This is a genomic window from Streptomyces racemochromogenes (assembly GCF_039535215.1).
GTDB classification, from domain to species: Bacteria; Actinomycetota; Actinomycetes; order Streptomycetales; family Streptomycetaceae; genus Streptomyces; species Streptomyces racemochromogenes.
Genome location: NZ_BAAAWT010000001.1, coordinates 3719641 through 3738016, shown reverse-complemented (window position 1 = coordinate 3738016; position 18376 = coordinate 3719641). Strand labels below are relative to the sequence as shown.

20 protein-coding genes are annotated in these 18376 nt (G+C 73.8%); 9 read left to right on the top strand and 11 right to left on the bottom strand.

Annotated elements, in window-relative coordinates; genetic code table 11:
- Positions 1–3 precede the first annotated feature (3 nt).
- Positions 4–864: an SURF1 family protein gene (locus ABD973_RS17330; RefSeq protein ID WP_345500756.1), complete on the top strand. Its 861-nt coding sequence runs from the start codon at positions 4–6 to the stop codon at positions 862–864.
- Here ABD973_RS17330 and ABD973_RS17325 read toward each other — a convergent pair.
- The 7 genes from ABD973_RS17325 to ABD973_RS17295 all read right to left on the bottom strand — a co-directional run bounded on the left by ABD973_RS17325 (position 842) and on the right by ABD973_RS17295 (position 7151).
- Positions 842–2008, bottom strand: a complete 1167-nt coding sequence (locus ABD973_RS17325; RefSeq protein WP_345500754.1) for a hypothetical protein — start codon at positions 2006–2008, stop codon at positions 842–844. The two genes, ABD973_RS17330 and ABD973_RS17325, sit on opposite strands and share 23 nt — an antisense overlap.
- The gene (locus ABD973_RS17320; protein ID WP_345504615.1) at positions 2005–2559 is read right to left on the bottom strand and encodes a SigE family RNA polymerase sigma factor; all 555 of its coding nucleotides are present in this window, start codon (positions 2557–2559) and stop codon (positions 2005–2007) included. Before ABD973_RS17320 ends, ABD973_RS17325 begins: the two co-directional genes overlap by 4 nt.
- A gap of 418 nt (positions 2560–2977) precedes the next feature.
- Entirely contained in the window at positions 2978–4054 is a 1077-nt protein-coding gene (locus ABD973_RS17315; RefSeq protein WP_345500752.1) for an aspartate-semialdehyde dehydrogenase, read from the bottom strand.
- On the bottom strand, positions 4051–5325 hold the full coding sequence (locus tag ABD973_RS17310; protein ID WP_125598063.1) for an aspartate kinase: 1275 nt from the start codon (positions 5323–5325) through the stop codon (positions 4051–4053). Before ABD973_RS17310 ends, ABD973_RS17315 begins: the two co-directional genes overlap by 4 nt.
- Positions 5326–5455: 130 nt before the next feature.
- The gene (locus ABD973_RS17305) at positions 5456–6130 is read right to left on the bottom strand and encodes a DUF5063 domain-containing protein (protein WP_125598060.1); all 675 of its coding nucleotides are present in this window, start codon (positions 6128–6130) and stop codon (positions 5456–5458) included.
- A complete protein-coding gene (gene recR, locus ABD973_RS17300) occupies positions 6123–6722 on the bottom strand; it encodes a recombination mediator RecR (RefSeq protein WP_125598056.1) in 600 nt (199 codons plus the stop codon). Before recR ends, ABD973_RS17305 begins: the two co-directional genes overlap by 8 nt.
- 84 nt (positions 6723–6806) lie before the next feature.
- The gene (locus ABD973_RS17295; RefSeq protein ID WP_125598053.1) at positions 6807–7151 is read right to left on the bottom strand and encodes a YbaB/EbfC family nucleoid-associated protein; all 345 of its coding nucleotides are present in this window, start codon (positions 7149–7151) and stop codon (positions 6807–6809) included.
- A gap of 274 nt (positions 7152–7425) precedes the next feature.
- Between ABD973_RS17295 and ABD973_RS17290 the strand changes: the two genes are divergently transcribed.
- A complete protein-coding gene (locus ABD973_RS17290) occupies positions 7426–8151 on the top strand; it encodes an SLATT domain-containing protein (protein ID WP_125598050.1) in 726 nt (241 codons plus the stop codon).
- Between the two features lie 138 nt (positions 8152–8289).
- Here ABD973_RS17290 and ABD973_RS17285 read toward each other — a convergent pair whose 3' ends face one another.
- The 3 genes from ABD973_RS17285 to ABD973_RS17275 form a co-directional block, all read right to left on the bottom strand.
- Positions 8290–8940 (bottom strand): hypothetical protein, encoded by a 651-nt coding sequence (locus ABD973_RS17285; RefSeq protein ID WP_125598047.1) that lies wholly within the window; start codon positions 8938–8940, stop codon positions 8290–8292.
- A gap of 100 nt (positions 8941–9040) precedes the next feature.
- Positions 9041–9712, bottom strand: coding sequence for a GntR family transcriptional regulator (locus ABD973_RS17280; RefSeq protein WP_345500743.1), 672 nt, complete (start codon positions 9710–9712; stop codon positions 9041–9043).
- A gap of 113 nt (positions 9713–9825) precedes the next feature.
- Positions 9826–11178, bottom strand: coding sequence for an aspartate aminotransferase family protein (locus ABD973_RS17275; protein WP_345500741.1), 1353 nt, complete (start codon positions 11176–11178; stop codon positions 9826–9828).
- Positions 11179–11342: 164 nt separating this feature from the next.
- On the opposite strand from ABD973_RS17275, the gene ABD973_RS17270 reads away from it, so the two are divergent.
- The 5 genes from ABD973_RS17270 (at position 11343) to ABD973_RS17250 (ending at position 15510) form a co-directional block, all read left to right on the top strand.
- Entirely contained in the window at positions 11343–11972 is a 630-nt protein-coding gene (locus ABD973_RS17270) for a DJ-1/PfpI family protein (protein ID WP_125821593.1), read from the top strand.
- Positions 11965–12429, top strand: coding sequence for a MarR family winged helix-turn-helix transcriptional regulator (locus ABD973_RS17265; RefSeq protein ID WP_125821594.1), 465 nt, complete (start codon positions 11965–11967; stop codon positions 12427–12429). The genes ABD973_RS17270 and ABD973_RS17265 overlap by 8 nt, the downstream gene beginning before the upstream one ends.
- Positions 12430–12736: 307 nt before the next feature.
- Complete coding sequence (locus ABD973_RS17260) at positions 12737–14368, top strand: serine/threonine-protein kinase (protein WP_345500739.1); 1632 nt, start codon at positions 12737–12739, stop codon at positions 14366–14368.
- 81 nt (positions 14369–14449) lie between these two features.
- A complete protein-coding gene (locus ABD973_RS17255) occupies positions 14450–14851 on the top strand; it encodes a nuclear transport factor 2 family protein (RefSeq protein ID WP_164720909.1) in 402 nt (133 codons plus the stop codon).
- Between the two features lie 5 nt (positions 14852–14856).
- Positions 14857–15510, top strand: a complete 654-nt coding sequence (locus tag ABD973_RS17250) for a LysE family translocator (RefSeq protein WP_345500736.1) — start codon at positions 14857–14859, stop codon at positions 15508–15510.
- A 22-nt stretch (positions 15511–15532) separates the two neighbouring features.
- Here the strand turns inward: ABD973_RS17250 and ABD973_RS17245 are convergent, their stop codons facing one another.
- Positions 15533–16012, bottom strand: coding sequence for an HIT family protein (locus ABD973_RS17245; RefSeq protein WP_345500734.1), 480 nt, complete (start codon positions 16010–16012; stop codon positions 15533–15535).
- A 251-nt stretch (positions 16013–16263) separates the two neighbouring features.
- Between ABD973_RS17245 and ABD973_RS17240 the strand changes: the two genes are divergently transcribed.
- Complete coding sequence (locus ABD973_RS17240; RefSeq protein WP_345500732.1) at positions 16264–17193, top strand: alpha/beta hydrolase; 930 nt, start codon at positions 16264–16266, stop codon at positions 17191–17193.
- Positions 17186–18373: an acyltransferase family protein gene (locus ABD973_RS17235; RefSeq protein ID WP_345500730.1), complete on the top strand. Its 1188-nt coding sequence runs from the start codon at positions 17186–17188 to the stop codon at positions 18371–18373. The genes ABD973_RS17240 and ABD973_RS17235 overlap by 8 nt, the downstream gene beginning before the upstream one ends.
- Positions 18374–18376: the final 3 nt, after the last annotated feature.

Here is an 18376-nt window from a genome sequence, read left to right as displayed (position 1 = left end):
GGGGTGCACCGGTTTCTCCTGACCCCGCGCTGGTGGGGGATCAACGTCTTCGTCGCGCTCTCCATCCCCTTCTGCCTGTTCATGGGGACCTGGCAGCTCGGCCGGTTCGAGGACCGCGTCGGCAGCCACGCGGAGGCGCGGGCCGAGCGGCCCGCCGACCAGGCGCCCGCGCCGCTGGACTCGCTGCTCCCGGTGGACACGAAGACCTCGGGGCGGCTTGCTTCCACGGCCGGCGAGTACGGTCAGCAGCTGCTCGTCCCCGAACGGGACCTCGGCGGGAAGCCCGGCTTCTACGTCCTGACCCTGCTGCGGACCGACTCCGGGAAGACGGTCCCGGTGGTCCGGGGCTGGCTGCCGGGTACGGCCGACCCGGCGAAGGCGCCGGCCCCGCCGACGGGTCGGGTCGAGGTGACGGGGGCCCTGCAGTCCTCGGAGAGCTCGGGCACCAAGGGCGTGCACGCGCAGGGCGGGCTGCCGCCGGGCCAGCTCGGGGTCATCGGTGCGGCCACGCTGGTCAACCTGGTGCACGAGCCGCTCTACGACGCCTGGCTGACGGTGCAGACCCCGGTCGACGGGATGACTCCGGTGCCGGCGAAGGCGCCGAACAACACCGGGCTGGACCTGAAGGCCTTCCAGAACCTCGGCTACACGGGCGAGTGGTTCGTCTTCGTCGCCTTCGTGCTCTTCATGTGGTTCCGGCTCTACCGGCGCGAGGTGGAAACCCTCCGCGACGCCGAGTCGGGACTGCTGCCCGCCGAAGCCCCCGCACCCGCTGCCGCGGACCCCGCCGGAAAGCCGGAAGCGACGCCGGGGCCGGAGCCGGAAGCGACGCCCGAGCCGGCTACGGCGCGCCCGGCGGAATGAGGCCCGTGCGGTAGACCGTGCCGCCGCAGGCCGCCGGGATGGTGGTCTGGGTGACGGGGGCGCCCGTGCCCGGGGTGTGGGAGACCTCGACCCCGGCCGACGGGCTCCGGGAGCCGGTCTGCGGATCCTTGGCCGGGGCCGTGTCGGCGCCCGCGGGCTCCGTGCCGCCGGCCGCACCGCCCCCCGTCGCCCCGCCCTGCCCGCCGACCGCGGACTGCGCCCCACCGCCCTCCTGCCGGGAGCCCAGCGAAGGCGCCGGCTTCGCCGCCGGGCAGGACTGGCCGGAGGGGACCCAGGCGAAGCGCACCTCGTACGCGGTGTTGGGCTGGAGCAGCACGACGGGCGCCTCGGCGGACGGGTCGGGCAGCAGCGCGCTCGCCGGGTCCCCCGCCGTGTGGCCCGTCACCGTCACCGGCGGCGCGGCCGCCTGGACGGGCGGCGGGCCGGCGGGCGCCACCGAGGCGGCGGTCACGGTGTCCGGGCCGGAGACCGTGCAGCCCCGCGCCGAGACGTTGGTGACCTTGAAGCTGCCGTAGACCTTGCCGTCGGTCTCGGGGGCGCGGGCACTGCCCGACACGCCCAGCTGGTCGGCCGTGCACCCCGGCGCCACGCCGGGCGCCGCACCCACCGGAGGCAGCGGCCCGTGGCCGGCGCCGCCCGAGGGGGCGCCCGCTCCGGCACCGACGGGGCCCGCGGACGTGCCGCCGGACGGGGAGCCGCTCGTCCGCGGGGACGGCTGCGTGGCGCCGCCCGTGCTCTGGCCGCCGCTCGGTGACCCCACCGGCCGGGGTCCGGCCGCCGCGTCGGAACCGTTCTGCCGCGGGTCGGAGGCGTCGGCCGCCTTGGGGCCCTGCGACTCGCCGTGGCCGGCCATGGCCGAGTGCCCGGCCACCGCCCCCTCGTCGGCGTTCAGGTGCAGCGCGGCCGGGATCGCGGTGCCGGCGAGCAACGCCACCGCGGCCGTCGCCAGCAGGGCCTGCCGCTTGCGGGCCCGGCGCGCGGGCACCGCGTGCCGCAGCCGCTCCAGGGCCCCCTCGGAGGGCTCCAGCCCCTGCACGGCTCCGGCCAGCAGGCCGCGCAGCAGCTGCTCGTCGGCCGTGGCCGTCCCGGCCGGGCCGGGCAGGTTCTCGTGGTCGTCCCTCATGACTGCGCAGCCTCCATCGCCACCCGCAGCGCGGCAATGCCCCGCGATCCGTACGCCTTGACCGAGCCGAGCGAAATGCCGAGCGTCTCGGCGACCTGGACCTCCGTCATGTCGGCGAAGTAGCGCAGTACGAGCACCTCGCGCTGACGGCGCTGGAGCCCGCGCATCGCCCTGATCAGGTCGTCGCGCTCCAGCTGGTCGTAAGCCCCCTCCTCCGCGCTGGCCATGTCCGGCATCGGCTTCGACAGCAGCTTCAGGCCGAGGATGCGGCGGCGCAGCGCGGAACGGGAGAGGTTGACGACGGTCTGGCGGAGATAGGCCAGGGTCTTGTCCCGGTCCCGGACCCGGTTGCGGGCCGAGTGGACACGGATGAAGGCCTCCTGGACCACGTCCTCGCAGGAGGCGGTGTCGTCGAGGAGGAGCGCGGCCAGGCCCAGCAGGGAGCGGTAGTGGGCCCGGTAGGTCTCGGTGAGGTGGTCGACGGTGGTACCGGCCACGACCGGCCGCTCGGCGTCGGCACCGGCGCCGGCCTCGGCGGCCGCCCCGGGTATCGAAGCGCCGGGCGGGACGGCCGCGGGCGGGAGGACCTCCGTCGAGGGTGGATTCGTGGCGGTGTCCGCGCTATCGCGGGGCGCGGGCACGCGGCCGCCCAGGGTCGGCGGTGCGATGTGCGGCACGCTGGCCGGCGGGACGGGCACGATCACAGGGAAGCCGCCGCCGGGCGTGCCTGGACGCCGGCGCGAGGGAACGATCCCGCTGCGCGCCGGTAGGACGGCCACGTCCAACAGTGCCTCTGCCACGCCCGTTGGACACGCATCCCCCCGTCAGGGTTGTACGCGCCAGGCAGAGTATTCAGCAATTTCCCTATTGCCTTCATGCGTACCCGCTCTTCCCGATTGCCCCATTCATCCAGGCGGCAGTCGGGCCATCACCTTGATCAAGGGATCGATGCCGATCCTACAAAGCGGATTACGCGAATTCACCCGCGATCAGTTCCGAGATCTGGGCGGCGTTCAGGGCGGCACCTTTGCGTAGATTGTCCGCACACACGAAGAATTCCAGGGCCCTCGGATCGTCGAGCGAGCTCCTCAGCCGCCCCACCCAGGCGGGATCGGTACCGGCCGCGTCCGCCGGCGTCGGGAACTCGCCCGCCGCCGGATCGTCGACGAGGACCACCCCGGGCGCCGCCTCCAGGACCTCCCGGGCGTGCGCCGCGGCCACCTCCCGCTCGAAGCGGGCCCGTACCGTCAGGGAATGCCCCGTCACCACCGGGACCTGGACGCAGGTCACGGCGACCGGCAGCGATTCCAGGCCCAGGATCCGCCGGGTCTCCGCCCGTACGGCCAGCTCGTGCGAGGACCAGCCGTCCGCGCGCAGCTCCCCGGACCAGGGCACCACGTTCAGCGCGAGCGGCGCCGCGAACGGCCCGGTGTCGTCGCCGACGGCGCGGCGCACGTCCCCGGGCAGCTCCCCGAGGGGGCTTCCGGCGACCTGGGTCAGCTGCCTGCGCAGGGCGTCCGCGCCCGCCCGGCCGGAGCGGCTGGCGGCCTGGTACGAGGAGACGGCCAGCTCGGCCAGCCCGTACTCGGAGTGCAGCGCGCCCACGGCGGCGATCATCGCGGCGGTCACGCAGTCCGGGCCCGCGACGATCCCGCGGGGGCGGCTGCGTACGGCGTGGCCGTTCACCTCGGGCACCACCAGGGGCACCTCGGGGTCTTCCCGGAAGGCGGCGGACTGGTCCACCACGACGGCGCCGCGCGCGGTGGCCACGGGGACCCAGCGCGCCGACACCTCCGCCGGGGTCAGGAAGAGCACGACGTCGCCCGCGCCGAGGCCCTCGAAGGCGTCCTCGGTGAGGGCGAGCACCTCGGCCTCCTCACCGCGTACGGCCAGCACGCGGCCGGCCGAGCGCGAGGAGGCGATCAGGCGGATGTCGCCCCAGACGTCCGCCCGCTGGGACAGGATCTGGAGCAGGATCGTTCCGACCGCCCCGGTCGCCCCGACCACGGCGAGCGCCGGGGCCGGGGCGGACCGGTGCGGACTCATCGTCCGGTGCCTCCGTAGACGACGGCCTCGTCGCTGTCGGAGTCGAGGCCGAAGGCCGTGTGGACGGCGATGACGGCCGCGTTGACGTCGTCCTGGCGGGTCACGACCGAGATGCGGATCTCGGAGGTGGAGATCAGCTCGATGTTGACGCCCGCGTCGGACAGCGCCTGGAAGAAGGAGGCGGTGACGCCCGGGTTGGTCTTCATACCGGCGCCGACCAGGGAGATCTTGCCGATCTGGTCGTCGTAGCGCAGGGAGTCGAAGCCGATCTGCGCCTTCGCCTTCTCCAGGGCGTCGATGGCCTTGTGGCCCTCGGCCTTGGGGAGGGTGAAGGAGATGTCCGTCAGGCCCGTGGAGGCCGCCGACACGTTCTGGACGATCATGTCGATGTTGATCTCGGCGTCCGCGATGGCGCGGAAGATGGCCGCGGCCTCGCCCGGCTTGTCCGGAACGCCGACGACCGTGATCTTGGCTTCGGAGACGTCGTGAGCGACTCCGGAGATGATGGCGTGCTCCACCTGCGCGTCCCCTTGCGGATTCTCGTTGCTGACCCAGGTGCCCGGCAGTCCGGAGAAGGACGAGCGGACGTGGATCGGGATGTTGTAGCGGCGGGCGTACTCGACGCAGCGGTGCAGGAGCACCTTGGAGCCGGAGGCCGCGAGCTCCAGCATGTCCTCGGAGGAGATCCAGTCGATCTTCCGGGCCTTCTTCACGACGCGGGGGTCCGCGGTGAAGACGCCGTCGACGTCGGTGTAGATCTCGCAGACCTCGGCGTCCAGCGCCGCGGCGAGCGCCACGGCGGTGGTGTCCGAGCCGCCCCGGCCGAGGGTGGTGATGTCCTTGGAGTCCGCGGACACGCCCTGGAAACCGGCGACGATGGCGATGTTGCCCTCGTCCAGCGCGGTGCGGATGCGGCCCGGCGTCACATCGATGATGCGCGCTTTGTTGTGGACCGAGTCGGTGATCACGCCTGCCTGGCTGCCGGTGAACGACTGGGCCTCGTGGCCCAGGTTTTTGATCGCCATGGCCAGCAGGGCCATGGAGATCCGCTCTCCGGCGGTCAGCAGCATGTCGAATTCACGCCCGGCAGGCATCGGGGATACCTGCTCGGCGAGATCGATCAGCTCGTCCGTCGTGTCGCCCATCGCGGAAACCACGACGACCACCTGGTGGCCGTTCTTCTTGGCATCCACGATCCGCTTGGCGACGCGCTTGATGCCCTCGGCATCGGCTACGGAGGAGCCTCCGTACTTCTGCACGACAAGGCCCACGTGCGCTCCTCGCTCAATCCAGTACTGCGGTCGCCGGTCAGTCTAACGAGCGACCGCGATACGGCCGACGAGTACCACATCGTGAGATGAACAGTTCAGCCCGTGATCATGCCTGGTCAGGCGCGACCCGCTACCGGTCTCCGGCCTGCTGGGCGGCCGGGCGACGGCCCAGTGTGCCGAGCTCCTCGGCCATGACCGCACCGGCCTGTTCCGCGAGGTCGTCCTCCGTCAGGTCCTCGTCCGTGTCCAGGCCGTCCAGGGCCGCGAGCGGCTGGTTGAGCCGGACGTGGGCGATCAGCGACTGGAGTGCGCGCAGCATCGCCGAGGCCGTCGGGCCCCAGTTGGTGAAGTACGAGAACTGCCACCACCACAGGGCCTCGGTGACCCGGCCCGCCTGGAGGTGGATCAGCCCGTGCCGCAGGTCGGCGACCACGTCGGCCAGGTCGTCGGAGATCCGGTGCGCGACCGGGGTCTTGCGCGGCTCGTAGGGGTCGAAGACCTCGGAATAGACGTCGACCGGCTCCAGCATCAGGGCGAACCGCTCGCGCAGGTCGTCCACGTCCGGTTCCGGGCCGAGGTCGGGCTCGTAGCGCTCCTCGGGCAGGACGTCCTGGTACGCGCCCAGCCGGCCGCCCGCCAGCAGCAGCTGGGACACCTCCAGGAGGAGGAAGGGGACGGCGCTGTCCGGGTCCTCGCCCTTGGCCACCTCGGTGACCGCGACGATGAAGGACTCGATCTGGTCCGCGATCGAGGCGGCGAAGTCGTCCGGATCCTGTCCCAGGGCGTGCAGCGTTGCGTCAGACATCAAGAAGTCGCCTTCCTTCAAAGGCCCGCCCGAGCGTGACCTCGTCCGCGTACTCCAGGTCTCCCCCGACGGGGAGCCCGCTGGCCAGGCGGGTGACCTTCAGGCCCATGGGCTTGATCATGCGGGCGAGGTAGGTGGCGGTGGCCTCGCCCTCCAGGTTCGGGTCGGTCGCCAGGATCAGCTCGGTGACCGCGCCGTCCGCCAGCCGCGCGAGCAGTTCGCGGATCCGCAGGTCGTCCGGGCCGACGCCCTCGATCGGGCTGATCGCCCCGCCGAGGACGTGGTACTTGCCCCGGAACTCGCGGGTCCGCTCGATCGCGACGACGTCCTTCGGCTCCTCGACCACGCAGATGACCGCCGGATCGCGGCGCGGGTCACGGCAGATCCCGCACAGCTCCTCCTGCGCCACGTTCCCGCACACCGCGCAGAAGCGGACCTTCGCCTTGACCTCCAGCAGCGCGTGCGCCAGGCGCCGGACGTCGGTGGGCTCGGCCTGCAGGATGTGGAAGGCGATCCGCTGCGCGCTCTTGGGCCCGACGCCGGGCAGCCTGCCCAGTTCGTCGATCAGGTCCTGGACCACGCCTTCGTACAACGGACTGCCTTCTTTCGTTTCTGCGTGCTTATGGGTGCGGGTGCGAGTGCGGGTGCGGTTCCGCGGAGCGGACCGCGGGAGCGATTAGAACGGAAGGCCGGGGATGCCGCTGCCGCCGCCCAGGGCCTGGGTCAGCGGTCCCAGCTTCTGCTGCTGGAGCGCCTGCGCGTTCTCGTTGGCCGCCTGGACCGCCGCCACCACCAGGTCGGCGAGGGTCTCGGTGTCCTCCGGGTCCACGGCCTTCGGGTCGATGACGAGGGCGCGCAGTTCACCGGAACCGGTGACGGTCGCCTTCACGAGGCCGCCGCCCGCCTGGCCCTCGACCTCGGCCGAGGCCAGCTCCTCCTGGGCCGCGGCGAGGTCCTGCTGCATCTTCTGGGCCTGCTGGAGCAGCTGCTGCATGTTGGGCTGGCCACCACCGGGAATCACAGGTACTCACTCCGTACGTCGAAACGGCTGCGGATCGCCTTCGGGGAAGGCTCGGTCAATCCGAGCCTACGTGCTCCCCGGGCGCCGCGCCCTACGCCGGGAGGACCAACTCTTTCGGGTGAGAGACGGGGCGTGCGCGTACCTGATGGAGCCCTCCTTGTGGGCGGAAAACCCGGGATTCGTTGCCCATCGCGCGTCATTCGAAGGTAGGAAGAGCATGCGCACCATTGCGCACACGCGCATCACACGTCAGCGCAGGCAGAGGGAGTGCCGGGTGAGTCAGCCGGAGATGCAGCCCGAGGGGCCACCCCGGGACCCCGCAGAGGACGGCGACCTTACCGGCCGGCCGTTCCCTCTCGGGGACTGGGGAGAGCCCGCCGAGCGGCTCGACGAGCTCTACCGGCGGGTGGAGGCCGATGCCCTGCGGACGGCCGAGTGGTACCTGTCCGACCGGGCGTGGAAGCGCCGCGGCGCGCGGGCGCTGCGGGCCGGCGCGGCCGTGGGCGCCGTCACGGGCGCTGCCATGCCCCTGCTGGAGCTGACGGGCTCGGCGCCCGGGGCGGCCTCGTACGGCTACCTGTCACTGCTGCTGGCCGCCGCCTGCATGGCCTGCGACCGCTTCTTCGGGCTGACCTCCGGGTGGATGCGGGACGTGGCGACGGCGCAGGCGGTGCAGCGGCGACTGCAGGCGCTCCAGTTCGACTGGGCCTCGGAGAACGTGCGCGAGGTGCTGGGCCCCACCGAGGGGACGGCCAGTGAGGCCGCCGAGCGGTGCCTGACGGTGCTGCGGCGCTTCTCGGAGGACGTCACGGAGCTCGTGCGCTCGGAGACGGCCGACTGGATGGTGGAGTTCCGGGCCGGTCCGGCGCCGCTGCTGATGCAGTCCCTGGCCGGGGCGCCCTCCCGCCCGGACCCGGGGATCGCCCCGGCCCGTTTCCCGCTGCCACCGGGAACCCGCCCGAACATGCCGCGCCAGCGGCCGCCGGAGCAGCCGCGCTGAGTCCCCGGGGCGCGCCGCTCACGGGGGCGGCGCGCCGCGGAGGCCGGGCCGGGGGAATCGGTCCCCGGGTCCGGCCAGTGCCCACGGCCGGTACCGACGACGACCACCGCCGCCGCGGCCGCCACCGCGGCATCAGCGTCAGCTGAAGATGATCATCGAGCCTTGGCCGAGGCTGCGGGTCGCCGCCGCGTGCAGCCCCAGCCACACGTGGCGCTCCCGGGCGAAGGGGCTCTCGTCGTACGGAATGGGCCCCGCGGGCTCCTCCAGCGCCGTCGGCCCCCCGGGCGGTGCGGGCGCCGCGGGCGGGTTCGCCGGGTCTATGCCGATCGCGGGGGCCACGAAGGCCAGCTCCCGCAGCAGCCCCTGCGCCGACCCCAGCGGGCCGCCGCCGGCCAGCAGCTCCTCGTTGGCCAGCGGAGCCTCGAAGTCCACCGGGACGTACGCCCCCGCGTGGTCGTAGTGCCACACCAGGTGCGACTGCTGCGCCGTGGCCTCGAACATCTCCAGCAGCTGCTCGTAGTCCCCGCCCAGCTCGTCCACCGGGGTCACCGGCAGCCCGCAGATCTGCAGCAGGTACGCCCGCCGCAGGAAGTGCAGGGCGTCGTAGTCGAAGCCGGCCACCGGGGCCACGTCCCCGCTCAGGCCGGGCATGTACGCGAACACGGGCACCGACGGCAGGCCCGCCTCACCCAGCGCCTTGTCGTACGAGGCGATCTCTTCCGCGAAGGGGTTGTCGGGGCTGTGGCACAGCACGTCGACAAGGGGGACCAGCCACAGGTCACAGGCCACGCGGGCTCCGATCAGTCGTTGCCGCCGATCGAGCCAGAGTAATGCGCCGGACACGCTCCGCGAAGGGGTGCGCAGAACCCGGGCGGGCGGACGGGCGGCGTCAGAGGCTCGCGGCCCAGTTCAGCCCGTGCTGGTTGTACGCGCGTACGAGGCGGCGTACCTCGTCGGCGTCGGCCAGGGTCACCGCGTCCACCAGCTCGTTGTGCCCGTCCCACAGCGCGGCCCGCAGCTCGGGGGCCCCCTGGAGGTGCGGCACGGAGAAGACCCAGCACTGCACGCGGATGCGGTGCAGGAAGTCCGAGATGTAGGTGTTGCCGACCAGCTCGCTGAGCTCCCGCCAGAAACGCAGGTCGTAGCCGATCAGCACTTCGAGCGAACCGCTGCGCGCGGCCCGCCGCGCCTCCTCAGCGCGGCGGCGCACGGACACCAGCAGTTCGGCGGTACCGGGCGGGGTGCCGCGTTCGGCGAGGCGGCGGAAGATGCCGTCGAGTATCAGCGTCCGGGCCTCGATCATTCCCCGGAAGTCGTCGACGGTGAAGATCCGCACCCGGAAACCCCGGTGCTGCACCGATTCCAGCAGCCCCTGCGCCGAGAGGTCGACCAGGGCCTCGCGCACCGGGGTCGCGGAGACCTCGTACTGCTCGGCGATCTGCTTGACCGTGAACTCGGTCCCGGGCGGGAGACGCCCCGCGAGCACCTCGTCACGCAGCGCGTCCGCGATCTGCTGCCGAAGGGTGTTGCGGGTGACACCTCCGCTCCGGCTGCCTGGCATAGGGGTCCGTCTCCTCCGTAGGTCATCGGACACCTTAGGCCAGGCAGCGCGGCTGAAACCGAGCGGTCTACGGCTGGAATGCGGATGTGATGTCGGCCGTGACGTCCGGACCGTCAGGCGCCGGTGGTGTGCCGGTCGGCCACCGTGAGCGCCTCGTCGAGCAGGGCCAGGCCCTCCTTGGCCTCGGCCTCCGTGACCGTGCACGCGGGGACGACGTGAGTCCGGTTCATGTTGACGAACGGCCACAGCCCGGACGCCTTGCAGGCCGCCGCGAATTCGGCCATCGGCGCGTTGTCGGCGCCCGAGGCGTTGTACGGGACGAGCGGCTCGCGCGTCCCCTTGTCGCGTACGAGCTCCAGCGCCCAGAAGACGCCGAGGCCGCGGACCTCCCCGACGGAGGGGTGGCGCTCGGCGAGGTCGGCCAGCCCGGGGGCGATGACCTCGGCCCCGATGCGGGCGGCGTTCTCGACGATGCCCTCCTCCTCCATCGTGTTGATCGTCGCGACGGCGGCGGCGCAGGCCAGGGGGTGGCCGGAGTACGTCAGTCCGCCCGGGTAGGGGCGGGTGGCGAAGGTCTCGGCGATGGCGGCGGAGATGGCGACGCCGCCGAGCGGCACGTAACCGCTGTTGACGCCCTTGGCGAAGGTGATCAGGTCGGGGGTGACGTCCCAGTGCTCGGCGGCGAACCACTTGCCGGTGCGCCCGAAGCCCGACATGACCTCGTCGAGGATGAAGACGATGCCGTAGCGGTCGCACAGTTCGCGCACGCCGGCCAGGTAGCCGGGCGGCGGGGTCATGATCCCGGCGGTGCCGGGCACCGACTCCAGGATGATCGCGGCGACGGACTGCGGGCCCTCGAAGGCGATCGTGTCGGCGAGGTGGGCGAGGGCGCGCTCGCACTCCTCCTGCTCGGTCGTCGCGTGGAAGGGCGAGCGGTAGAGGAACGGGCCCCAGAAGTGGACGACGCCGGCGGAGGCGGTGTCCGAGGGCCAGCGGCGCGGGTCGCCGGTCAGGTTGATCGCGGCGGCGGTGGCCCCGTGGTACGAGCGGTAGGCGGAGAGCACCTTCTGGCGGCCGGTGTGCAGCCGGGCCATGCGTACGGCGTTCTCCACGGCCTCGGCGCCGCCGTTGGTGAAGAAGACCTTGTCGAGGTCGCCGGGGGTCCGCTCGGCGATGAGGCGTGCGGCCTCGGAGCGGACGTCGACGGCGAAACCGGGCGCCAGGGTGCAGAGCTTCGCGGCCTGCTCCTGGACGGCCGCGACCACCTTGGGGTGCTGGTGGCCGATGTTGGTGTTGACGAGCTGGGAGGAGAAGTCGAGGAAGCGGTTCCCGTCGTAGTCCCAGAAGTACGAGCCCTCGGCGCCGGCGACCGCCAGCGGGTCGATCAGGGCCTGGGCGGACCACGAATGGAAGACGTGAGCGCGGTCGGCGGCCTTGACGGTCGCGCCGGTGACATGAGGGGTCATGCGGTCACGCTAGAAGTGCGCAGGTGGGAAGGGATATCGGCGGACTGTATGGGGGTGGGCGGCCGCTCTCGGCAGTCTGTCTGCCTGGACGAGCATTGACAGCACACTGCCATGATGACAGGCTTCTGTCATAGCTTTCGTCCTACCTGCTGGAGGCGAGCACCATGACCGAGAACCCCGCCAAGCCCGTCCACCTCGCGGTCTACGACACGTGGGCGGACTGGGAGACCGGACACACCACCGCGCACCTCACCCAGCGCGGCCACCGCGTCCGCACGGTCGGCCTCGCCGCCGGCACCCCGGTGACCACGATGGGCGGGCTGCGGATCCTGCCCGACCTGTCCCTCGCCGACCTGCGCCCCGAGGACTCCTCGCTGCTGATCCTGACCGGCGCCGAGCTCTGGGACTCCGGCGACGAGCTCGCCCCGTTCGCGGCCAAGGCCCGCGAGTTCCTGGCCGCCGGGGTGCCGGTCGCGGCCATCTGCGGAGCCACGGCGGGTCTGGCCCGGGAGGGCCTGCTGGACGACCGCCCGCACACCAGCGCGGTCTCGTTCTACCTCGCCGAGCAGCCGGGGTACGCGGGCGCCGAACAGTACGTGGAGGCCGACGCCGTGACGGCGGGCGACCTGATCACGGCCGGTCCGACCGAACCGGTGGCCTTCGCCCGGGAGGTCTTCGCCCGGCTCGGCGTCTATAAGCCGGACGTCCTCGACGCGTGGTACCGGCTCTTCCACGACTCCGACGCGAGCGCGTTCCCGGTCCTGATGGCGGCGGCGGAGGCCGGCGATGCCTGAACCGCTGTCCGGGCGGGAGCGGCAGGACCTGCTCAGCCGTACCGCGCTGGGCGTCTTCCACCTCAACGGCCAGTTCCTCTCCGTCTCCGAGGAACTGGCCCGCCCGGCCGGGCTGACGGCCGCCTGGTGGCAGGTCCTGGGCGCGGTGCTCACGGAGCCGCTGCCCGTGGCGGGCATCGCCCGGACCATGGGCATCACCCGCCAGAGCGTCCAACGCGTGGCCGACCTGCTGGCCGCCCGCGGCCTCGCCGAGTACGTCCCCAACCCGGCCCACCGCCGGGCGAAGCTGCTCCGCCCGACGGAGGCGGGGCGCGCCGCGATCGGCCGCATCGAGCCGGGACACGCGGAACTGGCCGACAGGCTGACGGAGGCCCTCGGCGAAGCCGGCTTCGCGGAGACGGTCGCGGTCCTGGACCGCCTCTCGGCGGCGCTGTCGGCGATCACGTCGGAGGCCTGAGGAGCCGGGCCCCACGCCGTATCCCGGAACTGTCAGGCGGGGGCGGGGGGCGAAGGGCCGGGCCAGGGCGGTGGCCCGGGTTGGGTGGTGGCCCGGCCGGGGCGGTGGCCCAGCCAGGGGGACGGCCGAGGGCGGTGGTGGTCCGGCCGGGGCAACCGCCCGGCCGGGGGACCGGTCCAGGGCGGTGGCCCCGCCAGGGCAACCGCCCGGCCGGGCAGGGGCGAAACCCCGGCCCCCTCCCGCCGCGGAGCGCCCCGCACTACGCTCGCCCCGTCCGGCCAGCCCAGGGGGAAGGGACCACCCGGCGATGGAGCAGCTCCACCCCACCGACCCGCACCACGTCGGCCCGTACCGACTCCTGTCCCGCCTCGGCGCCGGCGGGATGGGCCAGGTCTACCTCGCCCGCTCCGACCGCGGCCGCGCCGTCGCCGTCAAGCTCGTCCACCCCGGCCTGGCCCTGCGCGAGGAGTTCCGCTCCAGGTTCCGCCAGGAGGTCTCCGCCGCCCGGCGCGTCGGCGGGGCCTGGACCGCGCCCGTCCTCGACGCCGACACCGAGGCGGCGACCCCGTGGTTCGCCACCGGCTACGTCGCCGGGCCGAGCCTGCGCCAGGTCGTGGCCCGGGACTTCGGTCCGCTGCCCGCCCGCACGGTGGGGATCCTCGCGGCCGGGCTCGCGTACGCCCTCCAGGACATCCACCGCGCCGGCCTGATCCACCGCGACCTCAAGCCCTCCAACGTGCTGCTCACCATCGACGGCCCCCGCGTCATCGACTTCGGCATCGCCCGCCCCCTCGACGAGCCCGACGCCGGCCTGACCAGGACCGGGCAACTGGTCGGCTCCCCCGGCTTCATGGCGCCCGAGCAGGTGCGCGGAGGGCCGGTCACCCCGGCCTGCGACGTCTTCTGCCTGGGCGCCGTCCTCGCGTACGCCGCCACCGGACGGCTGCCGTTCGGCGACGCGGAACACCCCGGCGGGACCGCCGGGCTGCTGCTGCGCATCGTCGAAGCCGAACCGGACCTGGCCGGCGTACCGGACGGGCTGCGCGAGCTCGTCGCCGACTGCCTGCGCAAGGACCCCGCCGCCCGGCCGGACCCGGCGGCCGTGCTGGCCCGGGTGGGGGCGGGCGACACGGTGGCCGACGGCCGCGCGCTGGAACCCTGGCTCCCGGCACCGCTCGTGGCCCAGCTGGGGCGGCAGGCCGCGCAGCTCCTCGACCGCGAGGACGCCGGGCCGACGGGGGCACCCCTGCCGTCGGCCCCGGCCCCGGCCACGCCCGTGGCCCCCGTGCCGCCCGTGCCGCGGGCCGTCCCCGTCACCCTCGCGGCGCCCGTCACCGCCGGCCCCGCGGGGCCCGTGCCACCGGTGCCCGTCCAGCCGTACGAGCCGCCTCCCGCGGTGCCCCCGGCCCGCCCCGGCACCGTGTCGACGGCGTTGCTCGCCGCGGTGGCGGTCGTCGTCGCGGCGGCCGCAGGCGGCACGGTGTACGCGGTGATGAGCGGGGACTCCGCGCCCCGGCCCCCGGTCACGGCGCCCTCCGGGTTCGCGGGCGCCCCCTCCCCGGGCTCCGGATCCGCTTCCGCCCCCGCCGCCGCAAGCCCCGGAAGCGGAACCCGGGCGGGCCGGCTCCCCCAGTCCTACGCCGGCACCTGGCGGGCCGTCTCCGGCTCCGCCGACTGGCACCTGACCCTCACCCCCGGCGCCGTCGGCGACCCCGTCATGACCCTGCGCGTCGAGCACCCCGGGTACTCCTGCTCCTGGCGGGCCGCCCTGCGCAGCGCCCCCGACCCGGTGGAACTCGAAGTCTCCGCCGTCACCTCCGGGACCCCTCCCACCTGCACGCCCGGAGGCTGGAGCCGGCTGCGGCTGCTGCCCGACGGAAGCCTGGTCCGCGAGCTGAGCGGGGGAGGCAGCCTCCCTCTCACGTACTACAGGGAGTAGTCGCCGAGCGTTTGTGTCGAAGTCAATAAGCCTGCAAACAGAGCTTGTTGCGCAAGAGGGGCCCATCGCACACTGCGGCACATGGAGCCCTTGAAGGTAGTGGCACGACTGTGGGAGCGGATCGGGGCACGCGACTGGGACGGCGTGGCCGGGCTCGTCGCCGAGGACGCCGTCATCGAATGGCCGGTCAGCGGCGAGCGGATCGTCGGCAGGGCCAACTTCATCGCCGTGCTCCGTGACGAGGAGGACGACACCGGCGACCGGTCCATCGGCTCCGTCGAGGTCCTGCGCATCCTCGCCGACGGGGACCTCGTCGTCACCGAGGTGGAGATACCCGAGGACCACGTCCTCTACCGGGCGGTATCACTGTGGACGGTGCGCGGCGGACGCGTCGTCGGCGCCCGGGAGTACTGGACAACGCCTGGACAGGACCCTGCGCCCCGCTGGAGAGCCGTTTACGTCGAACCCCTGGTGGCAGACTGAGCCGTGTGCTCACGCAACTCGCCGCGGCGACCGGCGTCCTGGCCCTGCTGACCCTCGTACCCGGCCCCGACATGGCCATCGTGACCCGGCGGGCCGTCTCCCGGGGACGTGCCGACGGGCTGCGCACCGTGGGCGGGATCGCCGTCGGGCTGCTGCTGTGGGGCGCCCTGACCGCGGCCGGGCTCGCGGCGCTGCTCGCCGCCTCGGCCGAGGTGTTCCTCGTGGTCAAGCTCGCGGGGGCGGCGTACCTCTGCTTCCTCGGCGCGCAGGCCCTGCGCCGCCCGGGCGCCGGGACCGCCCTGGACGGGACCGCCCTGGACGGGACCGCCGGTGACGCGGCGGACCGTGCCGCGCCCGGCCGCGGCGGCAGCGCCTGGCGCACCGGCCTGGTCGCCAACGCCCTCAACCCGAAGATCGCCGTGTTCTACACCGGCCTGCTCCCCACCCTCGCGCCGCCGGGTCTGCGCCCGGCGGCGGGGATGGCGCTCCTCGTCCTGGTCCACGTCCTGCTGACGCTGGTCTGGCTGAGCACGTACGTCTACGTCCTCTCGCGCGCCAGGCGCTTCTTCACGCGGCCGCGCGTCCGCCGGGCGATGGACCGGGTGACGGGCGTCGTCCTGATCGGCTTCGGGGTGCGCGTGGCCACGTCCGCGACGTAGCTCCCGGGTAGGGGCCGGGCCGCTACGGGAGGAGGCGGTCGAGCTCCTCGGTGACGGCGGCCCGTATCCCGTCGTGGCGGGGCGCGAGCGCGTGGCGTTCGCCGCGCCAGCACTCCTCGTCCTCGTAGAGCCAGACCGGCATCCGGACGAGGTCCTCGGGCTCCCAGTCGTAGCGCGGCCAGATGTGGGCGTGCAGGTACGGGTCGGTGTTGCCGAGGATCTCGATGTTCACGCGGCGGAAGGCCGGGTCGAGCCGCGCGCAGGCCCGCTCGACGGCCTCGGCGAGCCGCTCCAGGTCGGTCAGGTAGGCGATCCGGCGCGCCGGGGGCAGGTCCGAGAGCCGGGTCACTGCGGGGTCGTCGGTCAGCAGCACCGAGTACCCGGGCAGGAACTGCCGGTCCCCGATGGCCGCGAATCCGGAGTCGAGGCGGCGCAGGACGGTGGGGTTCAGCCCCCGGTGCGCGCTGCCGATGCGGTCGTGTTGCCAGTCGGTCTCGTTCATCCCCGGACCCTAACGGAGGCCTGCGGGAGCCGATTTGCCGGTGGCGGGCCGCATGCCCCTGCTGTCTGCCGGTGCTCGCGGACCGGTGGAGAACCGCTGCCGGCTGGCTCTCAGGTAGCGGTGGTCATACCTGAGAGCTACCTGTGAAGGCGGCTCCGCAGCGTGACGCCGACGAGGGGTGCCTATTCCTAACTTCGTTACCAGAGCGGGCGCCTGCCCGCCTGGCCGAAGGACAGGAAGAGGAATCCGAGATGAGCACTGGCAGCCGCCTCCGCCGCACCCTGCTGGCCGGCCTCGTGGCCGCGGCCGTGGTGCTCCCCGTGTCGGCCGCCGCTTCCCCGCGGATCCCGGCGCCGGCCCCCGAGGCCGTCTCCGAGTCGGCCTCCCTGGAGAGCCGGTACGCGTCCTCCCTCGCGGGCATAGCCGGTGCGGCCCGTACGGCCGGGGAGTCGGGGCATGCCGACCGGGCCGCGAAGCTGCGGGCCATGGCCGGGACCGGAGCCCGGTTCCTCGTCTTCGACGGCCGCGGCCAGGGCCGCGCCGTGGAGGTGTTCGGCGATCTGGACGACGCGGACCGGATCGCGGTCCTCGTGCCGGGCTCGGACACGAACCTGGACACCTACCAGCGCTTCCGGGAGGGGGCCCGCTCCCTCCAGCAGCGGCTGAAGGCCGAGCACCCGCGCTCCGCGGTGGTCGCCTGGCTCGGCTACGACACCCCCGGCACGGTCAGCACCACCGTCCTGACCACCGACCGCGCCGACCGGGCCGCGGCCGAACTCGGGCCGTTCCTCTCCGGGTTGCGGAAGCTGACCCCGGCCGGCGCCCGGATCTCCCTGCTCTGCCACTCGTACGGCTCCGTGGTCTGCGGCCGGACCAGGACCGGCCCCGAGGTCACCGACATGGCCCTGTACGGCAGCCCGGGCACCGGAGCGGCCACCCGGGCGAAGCTGGCGACCACCGCCCGGGTGTGGGCCGGCCGGGGCTCCGGGGACTGGATCGGCACGGTCCCCCATGTCCGGCTCGGCGGGGTCGGGTTCGGTACCGATCCCGTGGATCCCGCCTTCGGCGCCCGCGCCTTCGCGGCCGGCTCCGCCGGGCACGGCGACTACCTCAAGCCCGGCACCGAGTCCCTCGGCAGCCTGGCCCGCATCGTCCTCGGAGCGGAGGCCCCGCATGCGTAGCCTGCCCGCCCGCTGGGCGGCGCTGGCCGGCCGCGTCGACGGGGCGACCCCCGCGGACCGGGACCGGTCGGTGGACGCCCTGCGGGCCCTCGCGATCCTCGGGGTGGTGCTCGGGCACTGGCTGGTGACCTCGCTGACCAGTACGGACGGCGGCCTGCGCGGGGGGAGTCCGCTGGCCCACATGCCCTGGCTGGCGCCGGTGTCCTGGGTGCTCCAGACGCTGGCCGTGTTCTTCCTGGTCGGCGGGCACGTCGCGGCCCAGGGGTACGCGTCGGCCCGGGCGCGCGGGGTCGGGTACGGGAGCTGGGTGCGGCTGCGACTGGGGCGGCTGTTCCGCCCGGTGGCGGCGGTGCTCGCGCTGTGGGCGGTCGTGGCCGGCGGCCTGCTGCTGGGCGGCGCCAGGCTGGACACCGTCCGGACCCTGCTCCGGCTGGTGTGGTCGCCGCTGTGGTTCCTGCTGGTGTTCGCCGCGCTGACCGCCGCCACCCCGCTGGTGGTCCGGCTGAACCCGCTGTGGCCCGCTCTCGTGGTGGCGGCGGTCGACGTGTGGCGGTTCGGGCTCGGCGGGCCCGAGTGGATCGGCTGGGTCAATGTCGCCGCGGGCTGGCTCGTCCCCTACACCCTGGGCGCGGCCTGGGCCCGGGGCGCGTTCGCCCGGCGCCGTCCGGCCCTGCTCCTGCTGGGCGGGGGCGCTGCCGGGGCGGCCGCGTTGGTCCTGTGGGGCGGGTACCCGGCGTCGATGGTGGGGGTGCCGGGGGCGGCGGTGTCCAACCTGAACCCGCCTACGGCGGCCGCCGTCGCCTTCGGGCTGGCCCAGTGCGGGCTGGCGCTGCTGGCGCGCGGGCCGCTGGCGCGGGCCATGCGCCGGCCCCGCACCTGGGCGAAGGTGGCCCTGATGAACCTGTCCGCGATGACGGTGTTCCTCTGGCACCAGACGGCGATGATGTCCGTCACCGCCCTCGGGCTGCTGGTCTCCCGCGACCTGCCCGGGCTGCACACCGTGCCCGGTACGGCGGGCTGGATAGCCGCCCGGCTGCTGTGGCTGCCGGTGTTCGCGGCCGCCCTGGCCGTCTGCTGGGCCGCCTTCCACACCTACGAGCGGGCCCCCCGGCCGCGGAAGGCCGCGGGGACCCCGCGCGAGCGGCTTCCGGCAACCATGAGGGAGATCACCCATGCCTAGGGT